Below are 25,073 nucleotides of genomic sequence, written 5' to 3'. Positions count from 1 at the left end.
GGGCACAATCCGATAGCGACTGTGCGTGAGCCGGCTCACTGTTACGCCCCCTAGCCGAAACTCGCCGAATCGGATGCAATTGTGCTGTGTCTTGCGTCTGGCCTCCACGGACGTCATGCTGTGGGCCACAATGACAATTGTTGCCCAACCCCGAGGGGCTTATGCCGCATCCGCGACCAGCGCTGCACCGGACCATTTTCGCTGTTGACGTGGAAGGGTTCGGCGATAGCAAGCGCACGAATCCGCACCGGGTCGCCGTCCGGTGCGGAGTCTATCGAGCGCTGCGACGCGCATTCACGCGGGTAGGAATACTGTGGGCGGATTGTGAACTCAATGATTGTGGTGACGGCGTGCTCGTGCTCGTGCCCCCGGAGGTGCCGAAGGCATTCCTGGTCGATTCACTTCCGCTGGAACTCGCCGAGGCATTGAGCGAGCACAACCGGAGCAGTCCGGAGGGGGAGCGGATTCGCCTTCGGGCCGGCCTGCACGCCGGCGAGATCAACTTCGATGAGCACGGGGTCAGCTCCTCCTCGATCAACCACGTGTTCCGGCTGATGGAGGCCCCCGCCTTCAAGGCCGCGCTGGCCGACTCGCCCGGGGTGCTCGCCCTGGTGACCTCCCAGTGGTTCTACGAGGAAGTGGTGTGCCACAGCGTGCACGCGGCAGCCGAGTCCTACCGCCGCATCCAGGTCAGCGTCAAGGAGACCAGCGCGGACGCCTGGATCGTGCTGCCTGATCAGGAAGAACCGCCGCGCGTGCCGGAGCTGCACGACAACCCCACGCCCGTGCCACGCCAGCTCCCCGTGCACACCCCGCACTTCGTGGGCCGCGCAGAGGAACTGGGCCAGCTCGACAAGCTGTTGGACAACCCGGCGCGCGAGGCGGGCACCGTGCAGGTCACCTCGCTGTACGGCCCGGCGGGCATCGGCAAGACCACCCTCGCCCTGCGCTGGGCGCACCAGGCGGCCGACCGCTTCCCCGACGGGCAGTTGCACGTGGACCTGCGTGGCGCGGGCAATCCGCTGCGCCCCGAGGTCGCGCTGCGCGGCTTCCTCGGCGCGCTGGGCGTGCCCCACGCGCAGGTGCCGGTCAGCCTCGGCGCGCAGGCCGCCCTGTACCGGACCGTGACGACTGGCCGGAAACTGCTGGTGCTGCTGGACAACGCGCGCGACGCCGAGCAGGTGCGCCCACTGCTGCCCGCCAGCCCGGACTGCCTGGTGCTGGTCACCAGCCGCGACCAGTTGCCGGGACTGGTGGTGCGGGAGGGTGCCCGGCCCATGCCGCTGGACACCCTCAGCGACGACGAGTCGGCCTCCCTGCTGGCCAAGCACCTGGGCTGGGACCGGGTCGCCGCCGAGCCCGAGGCCGTGGCCGCCCTCGTCCGCCGCTGCGGGCGCCAGCCGCTGGCGCTGGCCGTGGCGGCGACCCGAGCCGCGCTCACACCGTGGCTGTCACTGGGCTCGGTGGAGTCCGACCCGCGCTGGACCCTGGGCGTGGGCGACACCGGGGACCGCCGGGTGCCCGCCCGCTGTCACGTGGGCCTGGGGCGCACCTGAGCCCGCACCGCGCCGAGGAAGCGCTCCACGGCGTGCGCCATCGCGGTCGTCCGGGTGGACCCGAGCATGTCGAAGGCGTGGTGCGCATAGGGCAGTTCCGCGTAGCCGAACGGTTCGGCGCAGACCTGCCTGGCCCGCGCGGCGAACTCGCGGGCCTGGGTGACCGAGACGATCTCGTCCCGGTCCCCGTGCACCACGAACATCGGCGGGGCACCGGCGTGCAGCCGGGCCAGCGGTGAGGCCGCGCACCAGGGCTTGGGGTCCTCGTCCAGGTCGGCGTCGAACATGACCCGGCGCAGGTGTCCGCGCAGCCGGGGCTTGCCGTCCTCGTTGAGCGCGGTCAGGTCGTACACCCCGTAGAGCAGGGCGGCGGCCTGCACCGAGGTGTCGGCCTGCTCGAAGCCCGGTTGCAGGGCCGGGTCGTTGGCCGTCAGCGCGGCCAGCGCCGCCAGGTGCCCGCCCGCCGAACCGCCGGTCACCGCGATGAAGTCCGGGTCCCCGCCGTAGCGGTGCGCGTTGGCCCGCACCCAGGCCAGCGCGCGCTTCACGTCGATCATGATCTCCGGCCAGCGGGTCCGCGGCCCGAGCCGGTAGTCGATCGCCACGCACACCCAGCCGTTGGCGGCCAGGTGGCTCAGCAGCGGCAGGTTCTGCGTGTTCTTGCTGCCGCCGGTCCAGGAGCCGCCGTGGATCTGCACCAGCACCGGGGCCCTGCCGTCCAGCGGCAGCCCCGCTTGACGCCACACGTCAAGCACCTGGGCCGGTTCGGTGCCGTACGGCACGTCCCGCGCCGCGAGCAGCTCCCGGCGCAGGTTCCGCGTGGGGCCCGCCACGTGCAGCGGGGCCGCGCCCGGCCCGAACGCCTCGTCCAGCGCGCCCTGGAGCACGCCTTTCGCGCGCACGGCTTGACGGTGCAGGTCAAGTAGACCGGCCGCCGACCCCGTCGCGGCGAGCAGACCGGCCACGCCCAGCTTGCTGCGACCAGCCCCCAGCGCGGTGGCAGCGGCGGAGGCCGCCAGCTGGGCCCCGGCCACCGGCAGCGCGAACTCGCTGCCCAGCACGCCGGGCAGCATGCCAGCCAGGTACCACGGGTGGACCCGCCACGGCGCCCTGCGCGCGAACACCGTCACCGCCGCGCCCGCGGCCCCGGCCGCCAACGCCAACCCCGTCCCCAACCTCACCGCTACCCCCTCCACCCGCGAGTCCCGGCCAGCCGCCCGCGAGTCCCGCGCTCCGGTCCGCGAGTCCCGTCCTGCCGCTCGCGAGTCCCGCTCAGCCGTCAGCCCTGCGTGGCAGGTTCGGCCGCCGACGGCAACCGGTTCACAGCGTAAGGTGCAAGATCGTGGACGCGGTGGTGTTCGACATGGACGGTGTGCTGGTCGACTCCGAGCGCACCTGGGACGAGGTGCGGCGGGCGGTCACCGCGGAGCACGGCGGCACCTGGGCCGAGGACACGACCCGGGCGATGATGGGCATGAGTACACCGGAGTGGGCGCAGTACCTGGTCACCGCGCGCGGCGTGCGGCTCGACCCGGACCGCGTGGCCGAGCTGGTGATCGCGGGCATGATCCGCCGCTACGACGAGGGACCGCCCGTACTGCCCGGGGCGGTCGAGGCGGTGCTGGCCGTCGCACGGCGACACCCCGTGGCCATCGCCAGCTCCTCACCGCCCGCGCTGATCGAGGCGGTGCTGCACGCCACCGGCCTGTCGGAGGTGGTGGGCGTGGCACTGTCCAGCGAGCAGACCGGTGCGGGCAAGCCCGCGCCGGACGTCTACCTGGCCGCGGCCAAGGCCCTGGGCGTGGACCCAACCGGGTGCGCCGCCGTGGAGGACTCCACCAACGGCCTGCGCTCCGCGCTCAACGCGGGCATGACCGTCTACGCCGTGCCCAACCCGCACTTCCCGCCGGACCCCGCCGTGCTGGCGCAGGTGCACGCCGTGCTCAGTGACATCGGCGACTTGCCCGCCGCGCTCGGAACCTGAGCCGAACGGGCTACGTTGATCCGGTCAAAGCACTCGAACCGGATGCCTGGAGTACTCGTGAAGCGCACCCTCGTCCTGTTGCTCGCCGCCACCGGCCTCGCCCTGGTGGCCTGCGGGGGGACCGAGTCCAAGCCGTCCAGCCAGCCGCAGCCGACGAGCCAGCGGCCGCCCACCTCCACCAGCGCCAAGCCGCAGGTGATGAAGTTCGGCGAGGACCGCAAGGGCACGCACGGCGTGCTCAACGTCTCCGCCCCGGTGCCCTTCGACCTGCCCGCCGACCCGGCTCGCAACAAGGACCTGACCCGTGGGCTGCGCTTCGACATCAAGGTCAGCAACTCCGGGCAGCAGGCGTTGCAGGCCAGCGACTTCGTCTTCACGGTGACCACCGACGGGCAGCCCGCCGTGCTGGTCACCGACGAGGGCAAGCAGGTCACCGGCAAGCTGGGCGCCGACGTGCTGCCCGGCAAGGAGGGCAAGGCCTCGCTGGTGGTCGCCGCGCCGACCAAGCCCGCGGAGATCAGCGTGAAGATCGCCTTCCAGAAGGGCAATCCGCTCTACTGGACCGGCACGGTCTGAGACTTCAGTCTCAGCCCCGCCTGGCCGACTCCTTGGCCAGGCCGGTGGCGAGCTGACCGATCAGCGCCTTGATCACCAGCTGGACCCCGGGCAGGCGCGGCACGAAGGACACCGACCACTCGATCAGCGTGCCCGCGCCGTCCGGGCTCAGCCGCACCGTGCCGACGTAGTCGCGCACCGGCGCACCGGACAGCATCCGGTAGACGAGTCGGTTCGGGGCGTCGAACTCGGTGATCTCCTCGCGGATGCGGCCGACCGGGGTGCCCAGCGCGCGGATGGCGCCGACCCCGTTGCGGTCCTGGTCCCCGATCCGTTCCAGGTGGGCCGAGCGGCTCGCCGTCCAGCGCGGCATGCCCTCGTGGTCGGCCAGCACCGCCCAGACCGAGTCGGGCGGTACTGAGACCTTGCGGGTGGTGTGGTACTCGGTCATGGCGGCTCCTCCGCGTGCACGGTATCGAGACTGAAAGGTATCGGATATCGGCACATGCCGGTGATCGGCATTTTTGTCACATCGTTGCCAAACTCGTTCGCGCCAAAGGAAAACACCCCACTCGGGTGGGGCTGCCCCAACTGGCCGTCGTATCCTGCCCCGATGGGGTGACGCCGCCGCGCGCCCTGCGGGTCCAGGCCGAGCGGAGACCGATGAACACCGGTGGGGGCGCTGCCGCGCGCAGTGGACACCTGGTGCGGCGGGCCAGGGCCCTGGCCGAACTGGACCGGCTGGTCGACTGGCTGGAGACCGGCGGGGTCGACAGCGCCGAACTGTTCGGCACCACCGACGAGCGCGACTGGATGCTGCGGGTGACCGCGGCCCTGCTTGCCCTGCTCGGCGAGCACGAGGTGGACGAGCGAGGCCGCTGCCGCCGCTGCCGCGAACCGCGCCGCGGCTGGCGCAAGGTGCTGCCCGGCAGTCGGCGGGCGCCGGAGTGCGCGGTGTTGCGGCACACCGCCGCGGCCTTCGCCGGTGACGTGGAGGGGGTGTGGGCCGGGGTGTTGGCCGCGCTCGGCTACGACATGACCGAGGAGGAGGTCCGCGACTGGCTCGCCACCGCTGGCCAGGACGAGGACGGGTCGGCGTGGGCGAACCTGCCGCTGTACTCGGTCGACGTGGTCAACGGCTACGGGCAGGCCGACGGCACCGAGTTCGACCGCGAGCTGCTGCGCCCGCCGCCACCCCAGGTCGAGGACGACCCGACCGAGCCGATCTCCGGCTGGTTCCGCATGCCCTACGTGTACCCGGATGATCCAACCGAGCCCGGCACCGGGCTGCGTCACTACCGCGAGCAACTCCGCGTGTGGCGGTCCCCCGAGGAGCAGCTCATGGACGCCGACACCGAGGTGCTACCCCGGTCCGCCGTCTACTGGACCGTCGCCGACACCATCCCCGGCATCCGCTGGTGACCCGCTCTCGGGTGCGCGAGTCCCGTCCACCGGTCGCCGAGTCCCGTCCACCGGTCGCCGAGTCCCGCTCTCCGGTCGGCGAGTCCCGTTCTCCGGTGCGCGAGTCCCGCTGAGCCGCGGCCGAGTCCCGCTCTGGTGCGGGTGTCCCGTCCTGGTGTGCGCGACTGCCCGGCTCCGGTGAGTCCCGTCTTGGGGCGCATGAGTCCCGCTCAGTGGTCGCCGAGTCCCGCCGGGCGTCCGTGAGTCCCGCCCACCGGTGGCCGAGTCCCGCTCTGGCGCATGCCGGGTCCCGCTTGGCGTCCGTGAGCCCCGTCCGCCGGGCTGGTGAGTGCCGCCCGACCCCCGCGAGTCCCGCCCATCAGTCGCCGAGTCCCGCTCTGCGCGTGCCGAGTCGCGCCGGGCGTCCGTGGGTCCCGTCCTCCGGGCGCCGAGTCCCGTCCAGGTGCACGCCAATCCCACCCTGGGGCGCATGAGTGCCGCTCAGCGGTCGCCGAGTTCTGCTCAGCGGTGCGGGCGAGTCCCGTTCACCGGGCGTGTGAGTCCCGCCCGACCCCGCGAGTCCCGCTCGCCGATGCGCGAGTCCCATCCACCGGTCGCCGAGTCCCGTTCTCCGGTGCGGGCGAGTCCCGCGCCCACCCGACTCGCGAACACGCCGTACCGGAAGCGCCGACACGCGGTACCGGAAGCGCCGACACGCGCCGGAGGCCGCACCTCGTACGCCCCAGCCCGGGACTCGCGTGCCTGAGAGCGGGACTCACGGACCCCAGGGCGGGACTCGCGCGCTGGGTGGGGTCAGGAGGAGAAGAGGAAGCGGCTGAAGCCCTTCTTGCCGCGTTGGTGGTACTGGCCGGGGGCGCCCCAGCCGGGGCCCTGCTGGTACTGCCCCTGCTGGTACTGGGGCTGCGGCCGGTACTGCTGCGGCTGGGGCTGCTGCATCCACTGGGCCTCCGCGCGCGAGAGGGCCTCCAGCTCACCGTGGTCCAGGAAGATCCCGCGACAGCTGTCGCACTGGTCCACGTGCACCCCGTTGCGCTCGTAGGTGCGCATCTGACCGGGGCACTTCGGGCAGGCCATCATCATCGGATCTCCTTCATTCGGTGACATGCCTCGATCAGGGCCAGGTCGACCTCGTCGAGTTCGGTGCCGCGCAGCAGCGAGCGCGCCGCGCTGTGGGCCACGTGGGCGCGGGCGGCGGCGTCGACCTCGTACCAGTGGCGGCCGCACAGCCCGCCGGCGGCGAGGTAGGCGTCGAGCAGGCGTGGCCAGGAGTCCTCGGGCAGCACACCCGCGGCCCAGTAGCCGGCGACCCGGCCCAGGTCCCAGGACGGGTCGCCGAGCCCGAGGTCGTCCAGGTCGATCAGCAGCCAGCGGCCCTCGTACCGGACGAGCTGGCCCAGGTGCCAGTCCCCGTGCACGAGCCGGGGCGCGGCGGACACCGGCAGGCCGGTCCAGGCGCGAAGAACCGTTGCGGCGTGCGGGGAATCAGAACGGACGAGGCGGCGCATGGCGCGGGCGACGCGCTCCGGGGTCCCGGCCTGCGGCAGTGCGCCGAGCCCGCTCGGGTCGACCTGGTGCAGGGCCGCCAGCAAGCGCCCGGCCTCGGCCCAGGGGGCGGCCTCGGGGTCGCGCGGCACGGGCTCGCCCGCGGGCCACAGCGACACCCAGCGGTCCCCGGCGGGGATGAGTTCGTTCGGGGGCAACAGGATCGCGCGCAGCTCGGGCCGCGCCGCGACCGCCAGCCGCCGCGTCAGCTCAGTGCCGACGGTCTCGCCGTGGTGCACCTTGACGGCGAGACCGTCGGCCAAGACAACAACTCCCTGCTCCACGCAAGGTAAACGGTTGGCAAAGTCCGGGAGTTCCCTACCGGCCGGAGAAGGTGGCCTTGCCGGGGCCGTCGGTCAGGAAGGAACGCACCCCGCCGCGCAGGTCCTCGCTGTCGAACAGCGCGGCGGCGATGGTCGTGACCTGCTCGTTCGCCTCGGCGACCCCACCGTGCTCGTAGTGCGCGAGCACCTGCTTGGTGGCCGCGTGCGCCAGGGTCGGCCCTTGGGCCAGCCGCAGCGCGAACTCGCGGGCCGCCTCGTCGAAGCCCTCGTCGGGCAGCACGCGGTTGACCACGTTCCAGCGCTCCAGGGTCGCCGCCTCGTAGCGGTCCCCGGTCATCACGAACTCCTTGGCCCGGCCCACCCCGGCACGGGCGGCCAGCCGCTGCGTGCCGCCCATCGTCGGGGTCAGCCCGATGACGTTCTCCACCAGCCCGAACTTGGCGCGCTGTGCGGCCAGCAGCACGTCACAGGCGAGCGCGATCTCGAACGCCCAGGTCAGGCACAGGGCGTGCGCGGCGAACACGGTGGGGAAGGGCAGTGCCGCGATCCGGTCGGGCACGGTCAGCATCTGGTCGAACAGCTTCTTGGCGTCCTCGGTGCTGGCCTGGGCGTCGAACAGTGCGACGTCCACGCCGCCGCTGACCAGCTTGCCCTCGGCCCTGATCAGCGCGGCCCTCGGCCGGTCGGCCTCCAGCAGGCCCACCGCCTCGCCGAGCTCGTCCTGCAACTGCGCGGTGTAGAGGTTCAGCGGTGGGGCGGCGATGGTCAGCACGGCCAAGCCGGACGGGTCCCGGTCCAGGCGCAGCAGTTCCACGGCGGAGCTCCTCGTTGTCGGCGGCACCTACTCGCTAGTAGTTCACCGCATCCTCATCGCCGGGCCACCACCGGGTCAGCCGATGTCCGTGAACGGGACGTTGGGTACACACCGATCAATATTGTCAAGGAGGCATAAAACGATGAATCTGCCCAGAACGCGCGCCCGGCGCCTCACCGCGGTGGCCGGTGCCCTGCTGGTGCTGACCGCTGCCGCCGCACCGGCCGTGGCCAGCAACGGCGACGCCACCGAGCGCAGCGCCCGCGCCATGGGGGACCGCACCAGCGAGGTCCGCAACGCGATCAAGGGCGGCAAGGCCCGCAACGTCATCCTGTTCATCGGGGACGGCATGGGCGACTCCGAGATCACCATCGCGCGCAACTACGCGCGCGGCGCCGAGGGCAGGCTCGCGCTGGACACCCTGCCGCTGACCGGGGACTACACCACCTACTCCGTGCAGAAGGGCAACCCCGCCAAGCCCGACTACGTCACCGACTCGGCGGCCTCGGGCACCGGCTGGGCCACCGGGTCCAAGACCTACAACGGCGCCATCTCGGTGGACGCCTACGGCAACGCGCTGCCCACGATCCTGGAGCTGGCCAAGCGTGGCGGCTACCGGACCGGTGACGTGACCACCGCCGAGGTCCAGGACGCGACCCCGGCCGTGCTGGGCGCGCACGTGGTGGACCGCAAGTGCTACGGCCCCGACACGATGGCCAACTGCCCGGCCAACGCCAAGGAGAACGGCGGCGCCGGCTCGATCTCCGAGCAGCTGGTGCAGACCCGCCCCGACGTGCTGCTCGGCGGTGGCTCGGCCTCCTTCGACCAGAAGGTCCGCGCGGGCAAGTTCGCGGGCAAGACCGTGCTGGAGCAGGCCACCGCGGCCGGGTACCAGGTGGTCGGTGACGCGGCGGGGCTGAGCAAGGCTCGCGCGGACAAGCCGCTGCTGGGCCTGTTCGCCAAGGGCAACCTGCCGGTGCAGTGGACCGGGCCCGGCGCGAAGGTCGGCGGCACCCCGGCCAGCACCTGCACGCCCAACCCCGCGCTGCCCGCCACGCAGCCCAAGCTGGCCGACATGACGCGCAAGGCGATCGAGCTGCTGGACCGCCAGGACCGCCGTGGTGGCAAGGGTTTCTTCCTCCAGGTGGAGGGCGCCAGCATCGACAAGCAGGACCACGCCGCCGACCCGTGCGGGCAGATCGGTGAGACCGTCGGTTTCGACGAGGCGGTCGCCGCGGGCATGGCCTTCGCCCGCAGCCACCCCGACACCCTCGTGGTGGTCACCGCCGACCACGGCCACACCAGCCAGATCATCCCTGCTGACGCCAAGAGCCCCGGCCAGACCGCCACGCTGATCACCCACGACGGCGTGCCGATGACCATCAACTACGCCACCAACACCCCCGGCCAGTCCCAGGAGCACACTGGCACCCAGGTGCGCATCGCCGGGTACGGCCCGCAGGCCGCCAACGTGGTCGGCGTGACCAACCAGACCGACCTGTTCGACACCATCACCAGGGCACTTGACGTGCGCTGAATTGCCCATGTGGTTGTCCCCGACCTGGGGGCGAACCGTCTGAAGATCGTCTGACCTTGCTGAGACAGTACCGACTGCTACCGACTGGTTCTGGCCGTCGGATGTGCCGGATCTGTGCCTGATGATCATGGACGGGCACAGGTCCGGCACGCCGGTCAGCGCGCCAGCTCGGCCCAGTGCCGACCGCACCCCAGCAGGATGGCCCTGGCCTCGTCGCCCTCGGCCGCCGCACTCCACAGGATGTCGGCGTGCCGATTGTAGATCGCGACCTGCTCAGCGTCCGTGATCCGCAGCTCGCCCGCGATGTGCTCGACGCTGACCACGTCGTCGACGATCCAGTAGCCGTGCGGCAACAGGACCGGAAGCGGCCGATAGGCAGGGATCACGCCGACGCGCACTGTCGGCAGGCTGGTGGCTGACACGAGCCGGTCGACCTGCACGGCCATCACGCCCGGCGTGCACACCGGATGGAGGAGCGCGGCCTCAGCGATCAGGATCGTGATCTGCTTGCTGCTGTCGTAGAGCACCTGTGCCCGCTTCATCCGTTCGGCGACCGCCTCGTCGAGGCCGACTGCGGGCACGTCGAGCAGTTCGGACTGGGTGGTCAGGATTGCGCGGGTGTAGTCCGGCGTCTGGAGCAGGCCGGGCACGGCCATGATGTCGACGGCGCGGATCGTGCTCGCGGACAACTCGTCGGCCAGATCCTGGCGCTGCCGGTCGCGATGGCCAGCACGGAGTTGGCGTCTCCATGACAGCTGCTTCAGTCGCAGTTCACGCAGTTCGCTGCGGAGCGCCTCGGCGGCAGACTCCGGCACTTCGAGCACGGCAAGCAGGTCCACGAGGTCCGAGTCGCTCGGTGTCTGCTTGCCGCGCTCGATCTTCGAGACCTTTGAAGCGTGCCAGCCAAGCCGGGCGGCAAGGTCCTTGCCGTCGAGTTCGGCCGCCTCGCGTAGGCGCCGCAGCTTGTCGCCGAACGCCAGCCGGTCCGCCTCGAAGCTGCTGCTCACGCTCTCCTCGATCACTGTCGACGCTGGTACTCCTCGAATCGCAGAGCATGATCCCACGCGGTTGCTCGGATTGCGCGGAACTGCTCCACCGCGGGACCGGCAATCAGGTCGGCACCGATCACCTGACCATGCTCGAAGTCCAGCACGGCGGCGGTCGAATCGTCGAACAGCCAGAAGTCGGCAGCGCCGAGCGTGAGTCCGGCCGCCGTGTCGGCGGGCAGGACCCGGATGTCCTCGCCAGCCGCCACAGCCGGAGCTGTGATGACGCCGAGTTGCCAGCGCAGGTAGTCCGTCGGGGGCTCAGTGAGCACCCGGACCCGGGCGTACCTCTTGCCCTCAGCGACCTGCGCGACGATCAGCTCTGGCCAGTCAGCGAACCATTCCAACGTTGCCTGTGCCCCAGCGTCCGGGTCAGCGAGCCATTGCGCCAGCAGCGCGCCCTCGTCCGGCTCGTCGTACCAACCCTGCGTCTCCAGCCGCCACGCCGATCGCTCGAATCGGCTGAACAGGTCTTGGAACTGGTCGCGGCTGATGCGCGTCACGCCGACTCGCGGATCCGCTGCACCAGAGCTGCGGGGATCTCGATCGCGTCCTCGTGGTCCGGCAAGCCCCGCTCTTGGAGCGCGGCGCGGGCCTCGGCATCGGTGATTCGCCAGCCCTGCACGACGTAGGTGCCGCGGTCGGTCGAGAAGAACGACGGACAGCCGGTCTTGCCGGACTCGGTGGCGATGTGCGTCAGCTTCACGGTTCCTCCTGGCTTTGTGCCGGATGGGAGTAGGGGCCATTCAACCCGTCCAGTCGGCCGAGCAACTGTCCTCCAATCAGGTAGACATGCAGCTGTGATTGCTCAGATTGCTTGTTTGATTACTCACGCGGGAGGATGGTTGCGGCACCCCCTCCTGAGGAGTCGTCATGGCGGACACGACAGCAGCACTGATCGCGGGCCTCGTGGTCCTCGGCGGCCTGGCGCTCACTGCGCTCGCGCGCTGGGCCTGTACCACGGTGACGGTTCAGGATCTTGTGCTGCGGCTAACCGGGGAGTCGTCGTACGTGCCGACCTCGTGGTCGTCACGCCGCCCGCTGCGGCGCGGCCACGGTTACCAGCCCTCCCGGCGCCGCCGGGCAGGGGATTCCCGGCCAGCGCGCGCAGCCACGGCACCCGCCGGACGCCGCTGGCCGGGGCCCAGTCTCCGGCGGGCCCTTCCCTGGTGCCGGCCGGACCCTCCGTCTCGTCACCCCCGTTCAACGAGGCGGACTCCACCCCGCAGACCGCTCCCACAAGCCGCCCGCGGGGTGGCACCCAGCCTGCTCCGGCGGCGTGCTGCGCCCCGATCGCCGCGTCGCCGGAGCACGCCACCCGGAACGTGTCATGAGCACGCCCACCGAGGTGGAAACGTGGACGTGGTGGCCCGGTCCACGAGCCCGGCACGCGGTACCCAGCCGCGGACCCCAGCCTGCTCCCGGCCCGGCTCGCACCCTCGCAGGCGAGCACATCGAGATCCCCGCACAGCGGCCAGTGCGAGAGGCGTGGTGGCGGCCAGAGTGTCCGGCGTGCCACGCCGCGGCTGACCCCGCTCAGCATTGGACGGTATACCGGCTGGAGCCGTCGTGAGCCCGTGCCTCGAAGCCGCCGTGCGGCACATCCCAGTAGCCTGGCGCCTGTACGACCTCGGCGGTGCCTGGACGCGGCGGGGCTGAGCAAGGCTCGCGTGGACAAGCCGTTGCTGGGCCAATTCGCCAAGGGCAACCTGCCGGTGCGGTGGACCAACGTGGTCGGCGTGACCAACCAGACCGACCTGTTCGACACCATCACCAGGGCACTTGACGTGCGCTGAATTGATATCCGGTCACCCTTGTGTTGCTGGTAGTAATGCAAGGGTGACCGATGTGTCCGCGTTGGCTGGGGAGCTGCTCGGGCTGCTGTTCACCGAGCAGCCGGTGCAGGCGACCCTGATCGGGGTGCACGAGCACGACGAGCGGCTGCCGGAGCTGGACGAGTCGGCCAGACAGCTGATGCGCGAGCGGGCGGGCCAGCTCGCCGACCGGGCGCGGGACCTGCTGGCGAGTGGGCTGCCCGAGCAGGACCGGATCACCGCGGCGCTGGTGGTGCAGCAGGCCGAGGCGCTGGTCTCCCGCATCGAGTTCCCGCTGATCGACCACGTGGTGGCCTCGCCGCTGTCGGCCTGCGCGCTGAAACTGCTCCTGGTGCTGCCGTTGATCCGGCCCGCCGACGAGCCCCAGCAGCGTGCCTACCTGGCCCGGCTCGCGGCCCTGCCCGAGGCCCTGGGCGCGCTGGCGGATCGGCAGCGGCAAGCCCTCGCGCGGGGGCACGCCCCGGTGGCGAGCCTGGTGCGCTCCGCGATCCGAGCGATCGACCGGTACCTGGACGACCCCGGCAACGACCCGCTGCGCAGGCCGGAGTTGGCGGATCACCTGGTGCCCCAACGGGAACAGTTGCTGACCGTGGCCGTGCGCCCGGCCTACGCCCGCTACCGGGAGCTGCTCGCCACCCAGCTGCTCGGCCACGCCCGGCCCGACGCCCGCCCCGGCCTGTGCTGGCTGCCGGGCGGGAAAGCCGCGTACGCCAGGCTGATCCGCGACCACACCACCACGGAGCTGACCGCCGACCAGTTGCACCGAACGGGCCTGGACCTGATCGAGCGCCTGGACGAGGAGTACCGGGAGATCGGCGGCCGGGCGTTCGGCCTGGACACCGCGGCGGCGGTCCGCGAACGGCTGCTCACCGACCCGGGCCTGCGCTGGCGCGACGAGGCGCAGATCCTCGCCGTGGCCAGGGACGCCGTGGCTCGCGCGCACCGGGCGGCACCCGGCTGGTTCGGGCGGCTACCGGAGCATGAGTGCCTGGTCGAGCCGGTGCCGGCGGAACTGGCCGCCGACCTGCCCGCGGCTTACTACACGATCCCCTCCGTGGACGGCGCGCGGCTGGGCACCTACTTCGCCAACACCTCCACCCCCGACGAGCGCGAGCGGTACACCGCGGAGGCCACGGCCTTCCACGAAGCCGTGCCGGGGCACCACTTCCAGTTCGCCACCACGGTCGGCCGAGGGGACCTGCCGCTGCTGCGCCGGTTCGCCGCGATCGGCGCCAACGTGGAGGGCTGGGGCCTGTACGCCGAACGGCTCGCCGAGGAGATGGGCCTGTACTCCGACGACGTGGCACGGCTGGGCATGCTGGCGATGGACTCGCTGCGCGCGGCCCGGCTGGTGGTGGACACCGGGCTGCACGCGCTGGGCTGGAGCCGCGAGCAGGCGCTGGACTACCTGCGGGAGAACACCGCGCAGACCGAGGTCGACGTGGTGAACGAGGTGGACCGGTACATCGAGAACCCGGGGCAGGCGCTGGGCTACATGGTGGGGCGGCTGGAGATCCAGCGGCTGCGCGGGCTGGCCGAGCGCACCTGGGGCGCCGACTTCGACCTGCGCGCGTTCCACGACCTGGTGCTCGGCGCGGGCATCGTGCCGCTGGACCTGTTGGCGGAGTTGGTGCGGGAGTGGCGCCCGCGGGCCTGAGCGGATATGTTCAGCTTGCTGAACAATTTCCGGGAGGCCGGTGTGCGCTGTTGCGTGGTGGGTGGGGGACCGGGCGGCATGGTGCTGACGCACCTGTTGGCCAGGGCGGGGGTCGAGGTGACCCTGCTGGAGGCGCACCAGGACTTCGACCGGGAGTTCCGGGGCGACTCGCTGCACCCGGCGACCCTGGAGCTGATGGACACCCTGGGCCTGGCCGAGGACCTGTTGGCGTTGGAGCACTTCAAGGCCAGCCACTTCCGCTTCCACACTCCGCGCGGCAGCTTCACCACCACCGACTACAACCGGCTGGACACCAAGTTTCCCTACGTGGCGCTGATGCCGCAGGCCCGGTTCCTGGACTTCCTCGCCGAGCGCACCCGCGACCTGCCCGGGGCGCGGATCATCACCGGTGCCAAGGTCGTGGAGTTGCTGCGGGACGGCGAGCGGATCACCGGCGTGCGCTACGGCGACCAGGAGTCGCGCGCCGACCTGGTGATCGCCTCGGACGGGCGGTTCTCGCGAATGCGCAGGCTCGCCGACCTGCCCGTGACCTCACTGGGCGCCAGCAGCGACCTGCTCTGGTTCCTGCTGCCGCGCCGACCCGAGACCGATCCGCCCGAGGCCGACGTGGACCTGTACTTCGGCAGCGACCACTACGTCGGGCTGCTGGGGCGGCCCACGCAGTGGCAGGTCGGCTACACGCTGCCCAAGGGCGGGTACGCCGCCGCGCGGCAGGCCGGGGTCGAGCCGATCCGGCGGTTCCTGCGCGAGCACGTGAGCTGGCTGGCCGACCGCGCCGACCTGCTCACCGACTTCGCGCAGACCACCCTGCTGTCCGTGGAGATCGCCTGCGCCCCGCGCTGGCACCGGCCGGGTCTGCTCATGATCGGTGATGCCGCACATGTGATCTCACCCGTTGGCGGCAACGGCATCCTGATGGCGATCCAGGACGCCGTCGTCGCCGCCAACGAGCTGATCCCGTTGCTGCGCAAGGGCTTGCCCCTACCGGAGGAGGCGCTGGCCCGGGTGCAGCGGCTGCGTGAGCCCGCGATCGTCCAGGTCCAGGACCAGCAGGTCCGGGTCGAACGCCGGATCGCCGCCAACATCGCGGCCGGTCGCCCGCTCGCCCCCGGCGGGGTCTTCCGCCTGCTGGCGAGCCTGCCCGCCTTCCGCCGCCGCGCCGCCCTGGCCAACGCCTACGGCCCCGGCCGCCCCAGCCTGGACCCGGCGCTGATCACGAGCTGAGCCGGCCGATGCGGAACTCGTAGTCCAGTAGCCGGGATCCGTCCGGCTGGGGCGTGAACTCCACGACCAGCGCGTCCTTCACGCCGAACACCGTGTCCGAGTCGAGGTACTCGCCGCCGCGCACGAACAACTGGGTCACCAGCCTGCGGTGTCCCGGCGCGGAGATCATGAAGTGCACGTGCGGGGCGCGGTACGGGTGGCGGCCCACCTCGGCAAGCAGGCCGCCGACGGGGCCGTCCGCCGGGATCGGGTACGCCGAGGGCAGGATCGACCGGAAGTGCAGGCGGCCCAACGGGTCGGTGTGGAACCGGGCACGCAGCACCGGTCCGTCCAGCTCGGGCAGCTGCACGTCGTAGAAACCGTCCTCATTGGACTGCCACACGTCGACGACCGCGCCCGGCACCGGCTCGCCCGCCTCGTCGGTGACCCGCGCGCGCACGACCAGCGGCGTGCCGGGCAACCCGTCGGAGATGTCGGCCCCGTGCTCGGCGGCGGGCGGACCGTCCACATAGAACGGTCCCAGTACGGCGGAGGGCGTCGTGTCGGGCGTGCGGGAATTGGTGAGCAGGTCGACCACGCTGGACAGGCCGAGCACGTCGGAGAGCAGCACGAACTCCTGGCGCTTGTCGTCGGTGATGTGCCCGGTGTCGGTGAGGAACTCGATCGCGCGGGTCCACTCCCGCTCGGTCAGGTCGTTGCGCACGGCGTAGGAGTGCAGGTGCCGCACCAGGTCGGTGATCAGCTGGTGGGTGCGCGGGTCCTCGGTGCCCGCGAAGCTGGCGAGCACCTGACGGGTCAGCGCGCTCACCGCCTCGCCGGGGCGCTGTCCGCGCCACGCCCGGTGCAGGAACTCGTCCTGCGGTTCGGGCATGCCCAGTTCGCGCAGCGAGGTCGGTCCGCCCAACTCCGAGATCAGGTCGTACAGCGCGCCGGGTGCGTCCGTGACGCCCATGGCCCGCGCTACTGTGTCGGTGGAACCGTGTGCTGCCAACGAATGCGGCAGCAACACCGTGTGCGTCTCGGAGTGTGGGAGCCGGTACCGGCCGCCGAGTTCGTGGCAGAGCTTGTGGTGCCGCCCCGTGCTGACCGAGGCCAGGCAGTTGCCCGCGAGCCAGGCCGCTTCGAGCAGTTCGGCGCGGGAATCCACAGTGGACAGATCGCGCAGCGCGCGCGGGATCGTGCCGATCACGTGCAGTGCCATGGCATCGGTCATCGGTGAGGCCTGCGGCGAGTAGAGCGCCTCGATGGCGTGTGCTAGGGCGTTCACGGCGCTGGTGACCGTGGTGGCCACCGGCAGCGAGCGGGTCAGCTCCACGTCGTAGACCACCGTGCCGGGCAGCACCTCGGGCAACCGCCGGGTGGTCTTGACCCCGTCCCGCGTCTCGCCGAGCACGGGGGTGACCTCCGACCCTGCGTAGGTCGTGGGGACCACGATCTGCGGCGCCGCGGTGTGCGCGGCCAGCGCCTTGGACAGCCCCGTGGTCGAGCCCCCGCCGATGGCCACGATGCTGTCCGCGCCGTGCTCGCGGAACACCGCCAGCGCCTGCTCGGTGACCTCGACCGGGGTGTGCATGGTCGCGCCGCCGAACCGGGCCGCCGCGGGCACGCCGCAGTCGGCCCACCGGTCGCTGGCCAGCAGCAGTGGGCGTGTGCTGCCCAGCCTGGCCAGTTCCTCGGGGACCTGGGCGAGGGTGCCCGCGCCGAACACGATGCGGGCCGGTGAGCCGGACCAGGCGAAGCTGCGCATGATCCGAGCTAACCGCTGCCCGCCCGCCGGGGCCATCCCGATCCGTGACCGCACCCATTCAGGAAGTTGTGGTGTCCTGGGTCACTGCTAAAGTTCGCGAATGTGTCCACCCGCCCCGAACTGGTCGCGCTGCGCTCGTTCCTGAGCGTGTACCGGACCGGGGGCGTGTCCAGGGCCGCGGAGGCCCTGCACCTGTCCCAGCCCGCGGTGTCGCACCACCTGCGGGCGATCGAGTCCGTGGTCGGGCGGCCGCTGTTCCACCGGGCGGGCCGCGGCATCGCACCCACCGAGGCGGGCCACAAGCTGGCCGCGGAGATCGCCGAGCACGTGGACGCGCTGGAGGGCGCGCTGGACACCCTGCGCAGCGCGGCCGAGTGCGCGACCGGCCCGGTGTTCCTCGGCGCCCCGGCCGACCTGCTGGCCGGGCACCTGATCGAACGGCTCGCCCCGCTGCTGGCCACCGGGCTCACGGTGCGCTGCCGGGTGGGCCTGTCCCCGGACCTGCTGGCCGGGCTGCTCGCCGACGAGCTGGACGTGGCCCTGCTGACCAAGATCGAGGGTGTGCCCAGCCGCGGCCTGTACCTGGTGCACTCGCACGACGAGGAGTTCGTGCTGATCGGCCGGGCCGGTGAGGCGCCGTACGAGCCGGGGGAGCGGCCGTTCGTCGGCTACTCCGAGGACATGCCGATGGCCCGTCGCTACTTCCGGGACTGCTGGGGCACCGCCCCGCCCAAGCCGGTGTTCACCGTCGCCGACATGCGGGCCGTGGTCGTCGCCGTGCAGGCGGGCGCGGGTCTGTCGGTGGTGCCGCGCTACCTTGCCCAGCCCGCCATCGACGCCGGCTCGGTGCGGGTCCTGCACACCCCGCGCGAGCCCGTGCTCAACCCGCTCCACCTGGCCGCCCGGCGCGGCCGTGAGCACCTACCCCGCATCCGCGCCGTGTTCGCCGCCGTCACCCAGTAGCGCCAGCAGCGCCCGCTTGGCCTGCCGGGCGGGCTCGGCCGAACCGGTCACCGCCGCCATCGTGATCGCACCCTCGGCGAGCAGCAGGGCGTGGTCGGCCAGCTCCGGGGTTGGCGCGATGCCCACCAGGTACTCGCGGAACGCCAGCTTGTGCGCCCGCGCCGTCTCGGCCACCGGCGGGCAGCTCGCGCCCAGCTCACCGAAGGAGTTGACGAACGCGCAGCCGCGGAAGTCCGGCTCGCTGAACCAGTCGTGCAGCCAGTCGAACACCGCGAGCAGCGGTTCGGGCCGGGCGTCCGCGTACTGCGCCACCGAGCGGCGCCACCGCTCGTCGCGGCGCAGCAGATACGCCTCCACCAACGCGTCCTTGGACGGGAACAACTGGTAGAGGCGCTTGAGCGAGGCCCCGGAGGCGGCGCGGACCTGGTCCATGCCCACCTGCTGCACGCCGCGTCCGTAGAACAGCGGCTCGACCGCTTCGAGCACCGCTTCTGGGGTCAGCACCGACACCTCCGGGCGCGTGAGAACTCACGTTCTCAACCACCGTAGCTCAGCGGAAGAAAGCGCTCATACCCGGTACGTCGCTGAGGTAGGTGTCGATCCCGGCGATCTTGTCCCCGCGCACGGTCAGCACCGTGGCCAGGTGCTCGTCCAGCACCCGGCCGTCCGGCTTGGTGGCGGTGTTGTGCAGGGACAGCGCCACGCCGTCCTGCCCGACCAGCACGTGCAGCAGCTCGGTCCGCACCCCGTTGCCGCGGATCGCCATGGCCCGCGCGACAACCGCGTCGGCGCCCTCGATCCGGTCGGAGATCGTGCCCTCGCCGGGCATGCTCCACCACGCGTCCTCGGTGAACAGCTCGCGCAGCGCTGCCGCATCATCGGTGGTGAAGGCGTGCAGGAACCGGTGCGCAAGGGTGGCGTCGGCGGTGGGCATGGTGACTCCTGACCGTTCGATAGTTCGAATGTACGTGAACTGTAGCCCATCGGCTAGGCTGGGGGCGTGGTAGCACTCGTCCACCCGGCCCGGGAGCAGTTGCGCATCGAGGACGTCCTGGAGGCGCTGGCCAACCCGATCCGGCTGCGCATCGTGCACCGGCTGGCCGCCGGTGAGGAGCTGACCTGCGGCACGACCCTGCCCGAGGTGTCCAAGTCCACCGCCAGCCACCACTGGCGCGTGCTGCGCGAGGGCGGGGTGCTGTTCCAGCGCAGGGTCGGGCGCACCGTGCTGATGTCCCTGCGCCGCGAGGACCTCGACGCGCGCTTCCCCGGACTGCTCGCCAGCGTGCTGGCCGCCGTGGACAGCGACTGACACCTGCGCTTGGATTGCCCGATGACCGAGCCCAATCCGCTGGCGACCTGGCCCACCGGCAGGCTGCTGTCGGTCGCCGCCCGACTCACCGAGCGCTCCTGGGAACAGGTCCTTGCCGGGATGGGGCTGACCCACGCCGGTCTGATCGCACTGCACGTGCTCACCGAGGGGCCGCTGACCCAGCGCGGGCTCGCGCGGCGCTGCCGCGTAACCGACCAGACGATCAGCCGCACCGTGGACCGGCTCGTCACCGCCGGGCACGCCGAGCGCACCGTGGACGAGGTGGACCGCCGCAAGGTCCTCGTGTCGATCACCGCGGCCGGTGCGGCCGTGCACGCCCGCGCCACCCGTGCCGAGCGCGAGGATCCCGTGCTGCTCGGCGCCGTCGAGGACTACGAGGGCCTGCGCCGCCAACTCGTCCAGCTCATCGCCGCGATCGGCCTGGACGAGGACTGAGCGGTCGACGTCGGAACGTGCCATGAAAGTGCCTTTCACTGCGTTCAACGCAGTGAAAGGCACTTTCATGGCACTGACCGGGTGGATCAGCCGCTGACGGCCCGGATCCCGGTGACCAGCCAACTGGTGCTGGGCTGGCGCTCGTTCGCGGTCATGTTCAGCACGCGACAGGTACCGCCGGGCGGGCAACTGGTCATCATGTTGCCCTCACGGGTGTTCTGGTAGCTGCGCGCGGTGAAGTCCATGGCCACGAACACATTCGGCGCCCCGACCGGCAGGGTGAGCAGTTCGCCGGTGAAGTTCTCCCCGGACCAGACGCACACCTGGTGCTTGGTGCCCAGTTCACAGCGGCGCCCGCTCCAGTTGTGCAGCAACTGCTTGACCGGGTCGGCGGAGTCGCCGCCCGCGAACTGGGCGACCTCGCCCTTGCCCAGGACCAGCGCGTGGTCGTCGCCGGGATCGGTGTTGGAGGTGACCAGCGCGTTCTGCCGTGAGGCGCTGCGGTAGCTGTGCACCTCCACCGAGGAGGGCAGGGTCACCTTGCTCGCCCCGACGGGCAGGCGGTAGAGCTGCCCGGTGAAGTTCGGGCCGGTCCACACGCACAGCTCGTCGCTGCCGCCCAGGTGGCACTCACAGGGGGCGGCCACCGCGGGCAGCGGCAGTGCGATCAGCAGGGCGAACGCCGCCAGCAGTCGCTTCACGACCCGTACTCGGTGATCTTCTTGGCGATCCACGCCTTGATCTGCTCGTTGGACATCATGGTGCCGTTGTCCCGGGCAGCGCCACGGTCGTGGCCCATCTCCGCGCCGTTCTTGTGCGCGATCAGCGTGGGGATGTACTTGATGCTGTACCCGTTGGTGAAGCTGCGGTTCTGGTCCACGTCCACCTCGGCCAGGATCCACTTGCCGCCGTTGGACCTGGCCTGCTGCTCCAGCCAGGGCTTGAGCTGGCGGCAGCCGGGACACCAGGTGGCGCCGAAGTCCATGATCACCAGCTTGGTCTTGGACATGTCCAGGACCTGCTGCTGGTTGCTGGGGGTGAGCGTGACGATCGAGTCGTCCTTGACCTGGGCGGCACTCGCGGTGGGCGCGGCCATCGCCAGTGCCGCGGCCACGGCGACGAGGGCGCCGAGGACCTTGCTGATCCCGAACATGCAGGGGCTCCTCTCGGGCGGTACCGGCAGGGTTGCCGATACCGCCTACAGGGCACCAGAAGCCGTGTTCCGGTCAGCACCTGCGATCGGCGCGGACTTTTTCAGCGGCGGGTTCAGGACGGGCGCGCGATGGCGGACTGGGTGAGCTGGCTGCCGTCGGCGGCGAACAGCACGCAGAAGGACTCCCGGGCCGGGCCCTCGGAGGAGTCCTCCGACTTCTTGCGGTTCCACGCGTCGGCCGAGGGCACCAGCGCGCGGAAGCGCAACTTCGTGTCCCGGTCCTGGAAGCTGATCTTGTCCGAGGCGAACACCAGGGCGCAACTGCCCTCGGCGTCGCGGGAAACCGCGTCCTGCCCCGGGTAGCTGCCCTTGTAGCTGGTGTCCAGCGTGCTGGGGTTGGCGAACACCTCGATGTCGTGCGGCTCGGTGCAGGCGGTGCCGGTGGTGTACGAGCGGCCGGTGGCCATCGCCCCGCTCGCGCAGCTACCGGTGTTCAGCTTGAACTGGGGGATCTGCCCGCCGTCCCCGTAGGTCCAGGTCTGTTGCAGCGCAGGCGAGGCGACGCTGGTCGCGGTGCCGCCGAGCTTGCCGGTCAGCCAGCCCCCGCCGAAGGCCGCGGCGGCCACCAGCACGGCGACCCCGGCCAGCACCGCCACGCGCCCGACCCGTGAGCCGGTGCTCGGCTCGGGCGTGATCGGGGTGGTCGCCGGTACCGCGAGGTTGGGCTGCGACTGCCCGTTGTGCGGCCCGGCGGCGGCCAGGTCCATCAGGTGCGCCGCCTGCTGGGCGGTCAGCCGGGCCTGCGGCGAGCTGATCAGCATGCCCATGATCGCCGAGGCGAGCGGGCCCTGGCAGCGGGTCAGGTAGGGCACCTCGGTCATCACCGCGTGCAGGGTGGTCGCCGTGGTGGACCGCTCGAAGGCCGACCGGCCCTCCACCGCGTAGTACAGGGTCGCGCCCAGGGCCCACAGGTCGGTGGCCGGTGTGGCGCTGCCCAGCTGGATGCGCTCCGGTGCGAGGTAACCCGGTGAACCGACCACGGCCCCTGTGGAGGTCAGCCGGGGGTCGTCGTCGATGCGCGCGATGCCGAAGTCGGTCAGCTTGGCCCGCCCCGAGGCGGAGACCATCACGTTGCTGGGCTTGACGTCGCGGTGCACGATGCCCGCCGCGTGCGCGCACATCAGCGCGGAGAGCACCTGCTTGCCCATCGCCGCGGCAGCCGCCGGGTGCATCGGCCCGTTCTGCCGCACCAGCTCGGTCAGCGTGGGCGCCTCGATCAGTTCCATCACCAGGTAGGTGGTGTTCGCGTCGGAGACCACGTCGAACACGGTGACCACGGCCGGGTCGTTGAGCCGCCCGGCGCTGCGCGCCTCACGCAGCACGCGCTCCTCCAGGACCGCGCGCTCCTCACCGTGTACCCCGTCGGGCAGCCTCAGCTCCTTGAGCGCCACGTGCCTGCCGATCACGGTGTCCTCGGCGCGCCACACGACGCCCATGCCGCCCCTGCCGATCTCGGTGAGCAGGGCGTAGCGGCCGGCCACCAGTCGTGTGGTCCCAGGCGTGGTCACGTGCGACATCCTCCAACGAACTTTGCCCAGCCGAATTCGGCTCGGACGGTACAGAATGGGTCTTCGCGGGTGGCACCGCGTGGTGCCATTGCGCCCTTTGGGGCAGTCCCGCCCGCGCGCTGGGAGTCTCGTCGTCAGGGGAGGCGATGATCGTGCACCCATCCGTTCCGTTGTCCACCTGTGTCCTGACCGTGTTGCTCGCGCAACCGGTGCTGGCGGCCCCGGTCCAGCTCACCACCCCGTGGACCACCCAGGTCGACCAGAACAACCCGTTGCCCGAGTACCCGCGCCCGCAACTGGTGCGCCAGGACTGGCTCAGCCTCAACGGCCGCTGGCAGTTCGCCCCCGCCACCCAGGGCCAGGCCCCGCCGATCGGCACCTCCCTGCCCGACGCCGTGACCGTGCCCTACCCGGTGGAGTCGCTGCTGTCCGGCCACCGGCGGCACGAGGACCGGATGTGGTACCGGCGGCTGTTCACCGTGCCCGCCAACTGGTCCGGGCAACACGTATGGCTGAACTTCGGCGCCGTGGACTGGGACAGCACCGTCTGGGTGAACGGCACCCAGGTCGGTACGCACCGGGGCGGCTACGACTCGTTCCGGTTCGACATCAGCCCGGCCCTGCACGCGGGTGAGAACGAACTCGTGGTCGGGGTGCACGACCCGGTGGACGCGGGCGACGGGCCGATCGGCAAGCAGCGGCTCAACCCGGACCAGTTCTACAAGTACACCGCGGCCTCGGGCATCTGGCAGACCGTCTGGCTGGAGCCGACCCCGGCCCAGTCGGTCGCCGGGCTGGACCTGGTGCCCGACGTGCCCGCGGGCGTGCTGCGCGTGACGGCGCGCACCGACCAGACCGGTGGCGTACCGGTGCGGGTCTCCTCGGCCGCCAGCGGCACCTCGGTGAGCGGGGCGGCGTTCCAGCAACTGCTGCTGCCGATACCCAACGCACGCCTGTGGTCCCCGGAGGACCCGTACCTGTACGACCTCACCGTCACGGCCGGTTCCGACACCGTCACCAGCTACTTCGGCATGCGCGGCATCGGCGTCCAGCGGGTCGCGGGCGCGCCCAGACCCGTCCTCAATGGACGGTTCACCTTCCAGGTGGGCGCGCTGGACCAGGGCTACTGGCCGGACGGGATCTACACGGCGCCCACCGACGAGGCGCTGCGCTACGACCTGGATCAGCAGAAGCAGCTCGGCTTCACCATGGTGCGCAAGCACATGAAGGTGGAACCGCAGCGCTGGTACTACTGGGCCGACAAGCTGGGGCTGCTGGTGTGGCAGGACATGCCCGCCATGGACGAGGAGAAGCCGCCGTCGAGCACCGCGCGGGCGCAGTTCGAGACCGAGCTGCACGCGATGGTCGACCAGCACCGCAACTCGCCCTCGATCATCGCGTGGGTGAACCAGAACGAGGGCTGGGGCCAGTTCGACCAGGCCCGGCTGGCCACCGCCGTCAAGTCCTGGGACCCCAGCCGCCTGGTGGACAACATGAGCGGGATCAACTGCTGCGGCTCGGTGGACGGCGGCAACGGGGACCTCGCCGACGTGCACGTCTACGTCGGCCCCGGCTCGCCCGGCCACGGCGGTCGCGCCGGTGTGCTGGGGGAGTTCGGTGGGCTCGGGCTCGTCGTGCCCGGCCATGTCTGGGACCCCGCGCGGACCGTCAGCTACGAGATGCAGCCCGACGCCGCCGCGCTGACCCGCCGCTACACCGGGCTGATGTCGGACATGATCGGCTGGATGCGCGCCCGCGCGCTGGGGGCCTCGGTGTTCACCCAGGTCACCGACGTGGAGTCCGAGGTCAACGGCCTGCTCACCTACGACCGCCGCGCGGTCAAGGGCGATCCCGCCGCGATCCGCGCCGCCAACCAGCGAGTCCTCGCGGCCTCGCAGTGGCTCAACACCCCGGATTCCCTCCAGATCGGGCGCCGCGTGTCGCTGCGGGTCACCACCCCGGGCTTCACCGACCGGTACGTGCGGCACCAGTTCGGGCTCGGCGTCACCTCGGTGGTCAACGGGGCGAGCAGCCCGCTGGACAAGCAGGACGCCAGCTTCACCGTGCGGCCCGGGCTGGCCAACCCGGACTGCTACTCGCTCCAGTCGGTGAACTTCCCCGGCGCCTACCTGCGGCACAGCCAGTTCCGGCTGCACCTGGACGACAACAACGGCACCCCGCTGTTCGCCGCCGACGCCACGTTCTGCCTGCTGCCCGGGCTGTCCGGGCACGACGTGAGCCTGCAGTCGGGCAACTTCCCGGACCACCTGCTGCGGCACATCAACGCCGAGGTGTGGATCGCCGGGCTGGGCGGGGGCGGGGCGCAGGACAATCCGGCGCACTACGAGGAGGACACGACCTTCGCGGTGGAGGACGCCTGGTCGGCCAGGTCCTGAAGGG

The 25,073-nt window shown here is 71.5% G+C and carries 26 protein-coding genes; 12 read left to right on the top strand and 14 right to left on the bottom strand.

All coding sequences use genetic code 11. The annotated features are described in order from the left end of the window. The first annotated feature begins 350 nt into the window (after positions 1-350). Entirely contained in the window at positions 351-1,556 is a 1,206-nt protein-coding gene (locus tag KALB_RS25100) for an ATP-binding protein (RefSeq protein ID WP_052360483.1), read from the top strand. Here KALB_RS25100 and KALB_RS25095 read toward each other — a convergent pair. Further along, positions 1,532-2,737, bottom strand: coding sequence for an alpha/beta hydrolase (locus tag KALB_RS25095; protein WP_148309618.1), 1,206 nt, complete (start codon positions 2,735-2,737; stop codon positions 1,532-1,534). The genes KALB_RS25100 and KALB_RS25095 overlap by 25 nt on opposite strands. Before the next feature lie 161 nt (positions 2,738-2,898). Between KALB_RS25095 and KALB_RS25090 the strand changes: the two genes are divergently transcribed. Together KALB_RS25090 and KALB_RS25085 are read left to right on the top strand one after the other, a co-directional pair. Beyond that, on the top strand, positions 2,899-3,540 hold the full coding sequence (locus KALB_RS25090; RefSeq protein ID WP_025358463.1) for an HAD family hydrolase: 642 nt from the start codon (positions 2,899-2,901) through the stop codon (positions 3,538-3,540). 57 nt (positions 3,541-3,597) lie between these two features. Beyond that, positions 3,598-4,116, top strand: a complete 519-nt coding sequence (locus tag KALB_RS25085; RefSeq protein ID WP_025358462.1) for a hypothetical protein — start codon at positions 3,598-3,600, stop codon at positions 4,114-4,116. A 10-nt stretch (positions 4,117-4,126) separates the two neighbouring features. Here the strand turns inward: KALB_RS25085 and KALB_RS25080 are convergent, their stop codons facing one another. Then, positions 4,127-4,546 (bottom strand): SRPBCC family protein, encoded by a 420-nt coding sequence (locus KALB_RS25080; RefSeq protein WP_025358461.1) that lies wholly within the window; start codon positions 4,544-4,546, stop codon positions 4,127-4,129. A gap of 212 nt (positions 4,547-4,758) precedes the next feature. On the opposite strand from KALB_RS25080, the gene KALB_RS25075 reads away from it, so the two are divergent. Continuing rightward, positions 4,759-5,517, top strand: coding sequence for a hypothetical protein (locus KALB_RS25075; RefSeq protein ID WP_025358460.1), 759 nt, complete (start codon positions 4,759-4,761; stop codon positions 5,515-5,517). Positions 5,518-6,309: 792 nt separating this feature from the next. On the opposite strand, the gene KALB_RS25070 is transcribed toward KALB_RS25075, so the two are convergent. The 3 genes from KALB_RS25070 to KALB_RS25060 are packed head-to-tail and all read right to left on the bottom strand — an operon-like array spanning position 6,310 to position 8,148. Then, complete coding sequence (locus tag KALB_RS25070; RefSeq protein ID WP_236650005.1) at positions 6,310-6,597, bottom strand: TFIIB-type zinc ribbon-containing protein; 288 nt, start codon at positions 6,595-6,597, stop codon at positions 6,310-6,312. After that, on the bottom strand, positions 6,594-7,322 hold the full coding sequence (locus KALB_RS25065; RefSeq protein ID WP_025358458.1) for a phosphotransferase family protein: 729 nt from the start codon (positions 7,320-7,322) through the stop codon (positions 6,594-6,596). The genes KALB_RS25070 and KALB_RS25065 overlap by 4 nt, the downstream gene beginning before the upstream one ends. Positions 7,323-7,377: 55 nt before the next feature. Further along, positions 7,378-8,148: an enoyl-CoA hydratase/isomerase family protein gene (locus KALB_RS25060; protein ID WP_025358457.1), complete on the bottom strand. Its 771-nt coding sequence runs from the start codon at positions 8,146-8,148 to the stop codon at positions 7,378-7,380. Positions 8,149-8,299: 151 nt separating this feature from the next. Between KALB_RS25060 and phoA the strand changes: the two genes are divergently transcribed. Continuing rightward, positions 8,300-9,694 (top strand): alkaline phosphatase, encoded by a 1,395-nt coding sequence (phoA, locus tag KALB_RS25055; protein ID WP_025358456.1) that lies wholly within the window; start codon positions 8,300-8,302, stop codon positions 9,692-9,694. A 155-nt stretch (positions 9,695-9,849) separates the two neighbouring features. Here the strand turns inward: phoA and KALB_RS25050 are convergent, their stop codons facing one another. From KALB_RS25050 to KALB_RS25040, 3 genes are read right to left on the bottom strand one after another with little or no spacing between them, the layout of a single operon-like run. Beyond that, complete coding sequence (locus KALB_RS25050; RefSeq protein ID WP_158510805.1) at positions 9,850-10,716, bottom strand: helix-turn-helix domain-containing protein; 867 nt, start codon at positions 10,714-10,716, stop codon at positions 9,850-9,852. Beyond that, a complete protein-coding gene (locus tag KALB_RS47750) occupies positions 10,713-11,243 on the bottom strand; it encodes a DUF6879 family protein (RefSeq protein WP_025358454.1) in 531 nt (176 codons plus the stop codon). Before KALB_RS47750 ends, KALB_RS25050 begins: the two co-directional genes overlap by 4 nt. Further along, positions 11,240-11,446, bottom strand: coding sequence for a hypothetical protein (locus KALB_RS25040; RefSeq protein WP_025358453.1), 207 nt, complete (start codon positions 11,444-11,446; stop codon positions 11,240-11,242). Before KALB_RS25040 ends, KALB_RS47750 begins: the two co-directional genes overlap by 4 nt. 964 nt (positions 11,447-12,410) lie before the next feature. Between KALB_RS25040 and KALB_RS49905 the strand changes: the two genes are divergently transcribed. The 3 genes from KALB_RS49905 to KALB_RS25030 are packed head-to-tail and all read left to right on the top strand — an operon-like array spanning position 12,411 to position 15,477. After that, positions 12,411-12,536 carry a hypothetical protein gene (locus tag KALB_RS49905; RefSeq protein WP_268872213.1) on the top strand — a complete coding sequence of 42 codons (126 nt, stop codon included), beginning with the start codon at positions 12,411-12,413 and terminating at the stop codon, positions 12,534-12,536. 43 nt (positions 12,537-12,579) lie between these two features. Beyond that, entirely contained in the window at positions 12,580-14,232 is a 1,653-nt protein-coding gene (locus tag KALB_RS25035) for a DUF885 domain-containing protein (RefSeq protein WP_025358452.1), read from the top strand. A 6-nt stretch (positions 14,233-14,238) separates the two neighbouring features. Next, positions 14,239-15,477, top strand: coding sequence for an FAD-dependent oxidoreductase (locus KALB_RS25030; protein ID WP_042220779.1), 1,239 nt, complete (start codon positions 14,239-14,241; stop codon positions 15,475-15,477). Here the strand turns inward: KALB_RS25030 and KALB_RS25025 are convergent. Beyond that, complete coding sequence (locus KALB_RS25025; RefSeq protein ID WP_025358450.1) at positions 15,467-17,224, bottom strand: maleylacetate reductase and hydroxyquinol 1,2-dioxygenase domain-containing protein; 1,758 nt, start codon at positions 17,222-17,224, stop codon at positions 15,467-15,469. The genes KALB_RS25030 and KALB_RS25025 overlap by 11 nt on opposite strands. Before the next feature lie 102 nt (positions 17,225-17,326). On the opposite strand from KALB_RS25025, the gene KALB_RS25020 reads away from it, so the two are divergent. Then, positions 17,327-18,187: a LysR family transcriptional regulator gene (locus KALB_RS25020; RefSeq protein ID WP_025358449.1), complete on the top strand. Its 861-nt coding sequence runs from the start codon at positions 17,327-17,329 to the stop codon at positions 18,185-18,187. Here KALB_RS25020 and KALB_RS25015 read toward each other — a convergent pair. After that, on the bottom strand, positions 18,146-18,691 hold the full coding sequence (locus KALB_RS25015; RefSeq protein ID WP_081789951.1) for a TetR/AcrR family transcriptional regulator: 546 nt from the start codon (positions 18,689-18,691) through the stop codon (positions 18,146-18,148). The genes KALB_RS25020 and KALB_RS25015 overlap by 42 nt on opposite strands. A 46-nt stretch (positions 18,692-18,737) precedes the next feature. Further along, the gene (locus KALB_RS25010; protein WP_025358447.1) at positions 18,738-19,121 is read right to left on the bottom strand and encodes a nuclear transport factor 2 family protein; all 384 of its coding nucleotides are present in this window, start codon (positions 19,119-19,121) and stop codon (positions 18,738-18,740) included. Between the two features lie 66 nt (positions 19,122-19,187). On the opposite strand from KALB_RS25010, the gene KALB_RS25005 reads away from it, so the two are divergent. Together KALB_RS25005 and KALB_RS25000 are read left to right on the top strand one after the other, a co-directional pair. After that, positions 19,188-19,496 carry an ArsR/SmtB family transcription factor gene (locus KALB_RS25005; protein WP_025358446.1) on the top strand — a complete coding sequence of 103 codons (309 nt, stop codon included), beginning with the start codon at positions 19,188-19,190 and terminating at the stop codon, positions 19,494-19,496. A 21-nt stretch (positions 19,497-19,517) separates the two neighbouring features. After that, positions 19,518-19,952, top strand: a complete 435-nt coding sequence (locus KALB_RS25000) for a MarR family winged helix-turn-helix transcriptional regulator (RefSeq protein ID WP_025358445.1) — start codon at positions 19,518-19,520, stop codon at positions 19,950-19,952. Positions 19,953-20,038: 86 nt separating this feature from the next. Here KALB_RS25000 and KALB_RS24995 read toward each other — a convergent pair whose 3' ends face one another. From KALB_RS24995 to KALB_RS24985, 3 genes are all read right to left on the bottom strand, one after another. Next, positions 20,039-20,653 (bottom strand): hypothetical protein, encoded by a 615-nt coding sequence (locus KALB_RS24995; protein ID WP_025358444.1) that lies wholly within the window; start codon positions 20,651-20,653, stop codon positions 20,039-20,041. Next, complete coding sequence (locus KALB_RS24990) at positions 20,650-21,105, bottom strand: thioredoxin family protein (protein WP_025358443.1); 456 nt, start codon at positions 21,103-21,105, stop codon at positions 20,650-20,652. The genes KALB_RS24995 and KALB_RS24990 overlap by 4 nt, the downstream gene beginning before the upstream one ends. A gap of 113 nt (positions 21,106-21,218) precedes the next feature. Further along, on the bottom strand, positions 21,219-22,673 hold the full coding sequence (locus tag KALB_RS24985) for a serine/threonine-protein kinase (protein ID WP_236650004.1): 1,455 nt from the start codon (positions 22,671-22,673) through the stop codon (positions 21,219-21,221). Between the two features lie 146 nt (positions 22,674-22,819). Here KALB_RS24985 and KALB_RS24980 point away from each other — a divergent pair, with 146 nt between their 5' ends. Beyond that, positions 22,820-25,069 (top strand): glycoside hydrolase family 2, encoded by a 2,250-nt coding sequence (locus KALB_RS24980; protein WP_025358441.1) that lies wholly within the window; start codon positions 22,820-22,822, stop codon positions 25,067-25,069. Positions 25,070-25,073 lie beyond the last annotated feature (4 nt).

The organism is Kutzneria viridogrisea DSM 43870, assembly GCF_000525635.1.
Lineage (GTDB): Bacteria > Actinomycetota > Actinomycetes > Mycobacteriales > Pseudonocardiaceae > Kutzneria > Kutzneria viridogrisea.
Note: the sequence above shows the minus strand (reverse complement) of the source record. Positions and strands in the feature narration are given on the sequence as shown.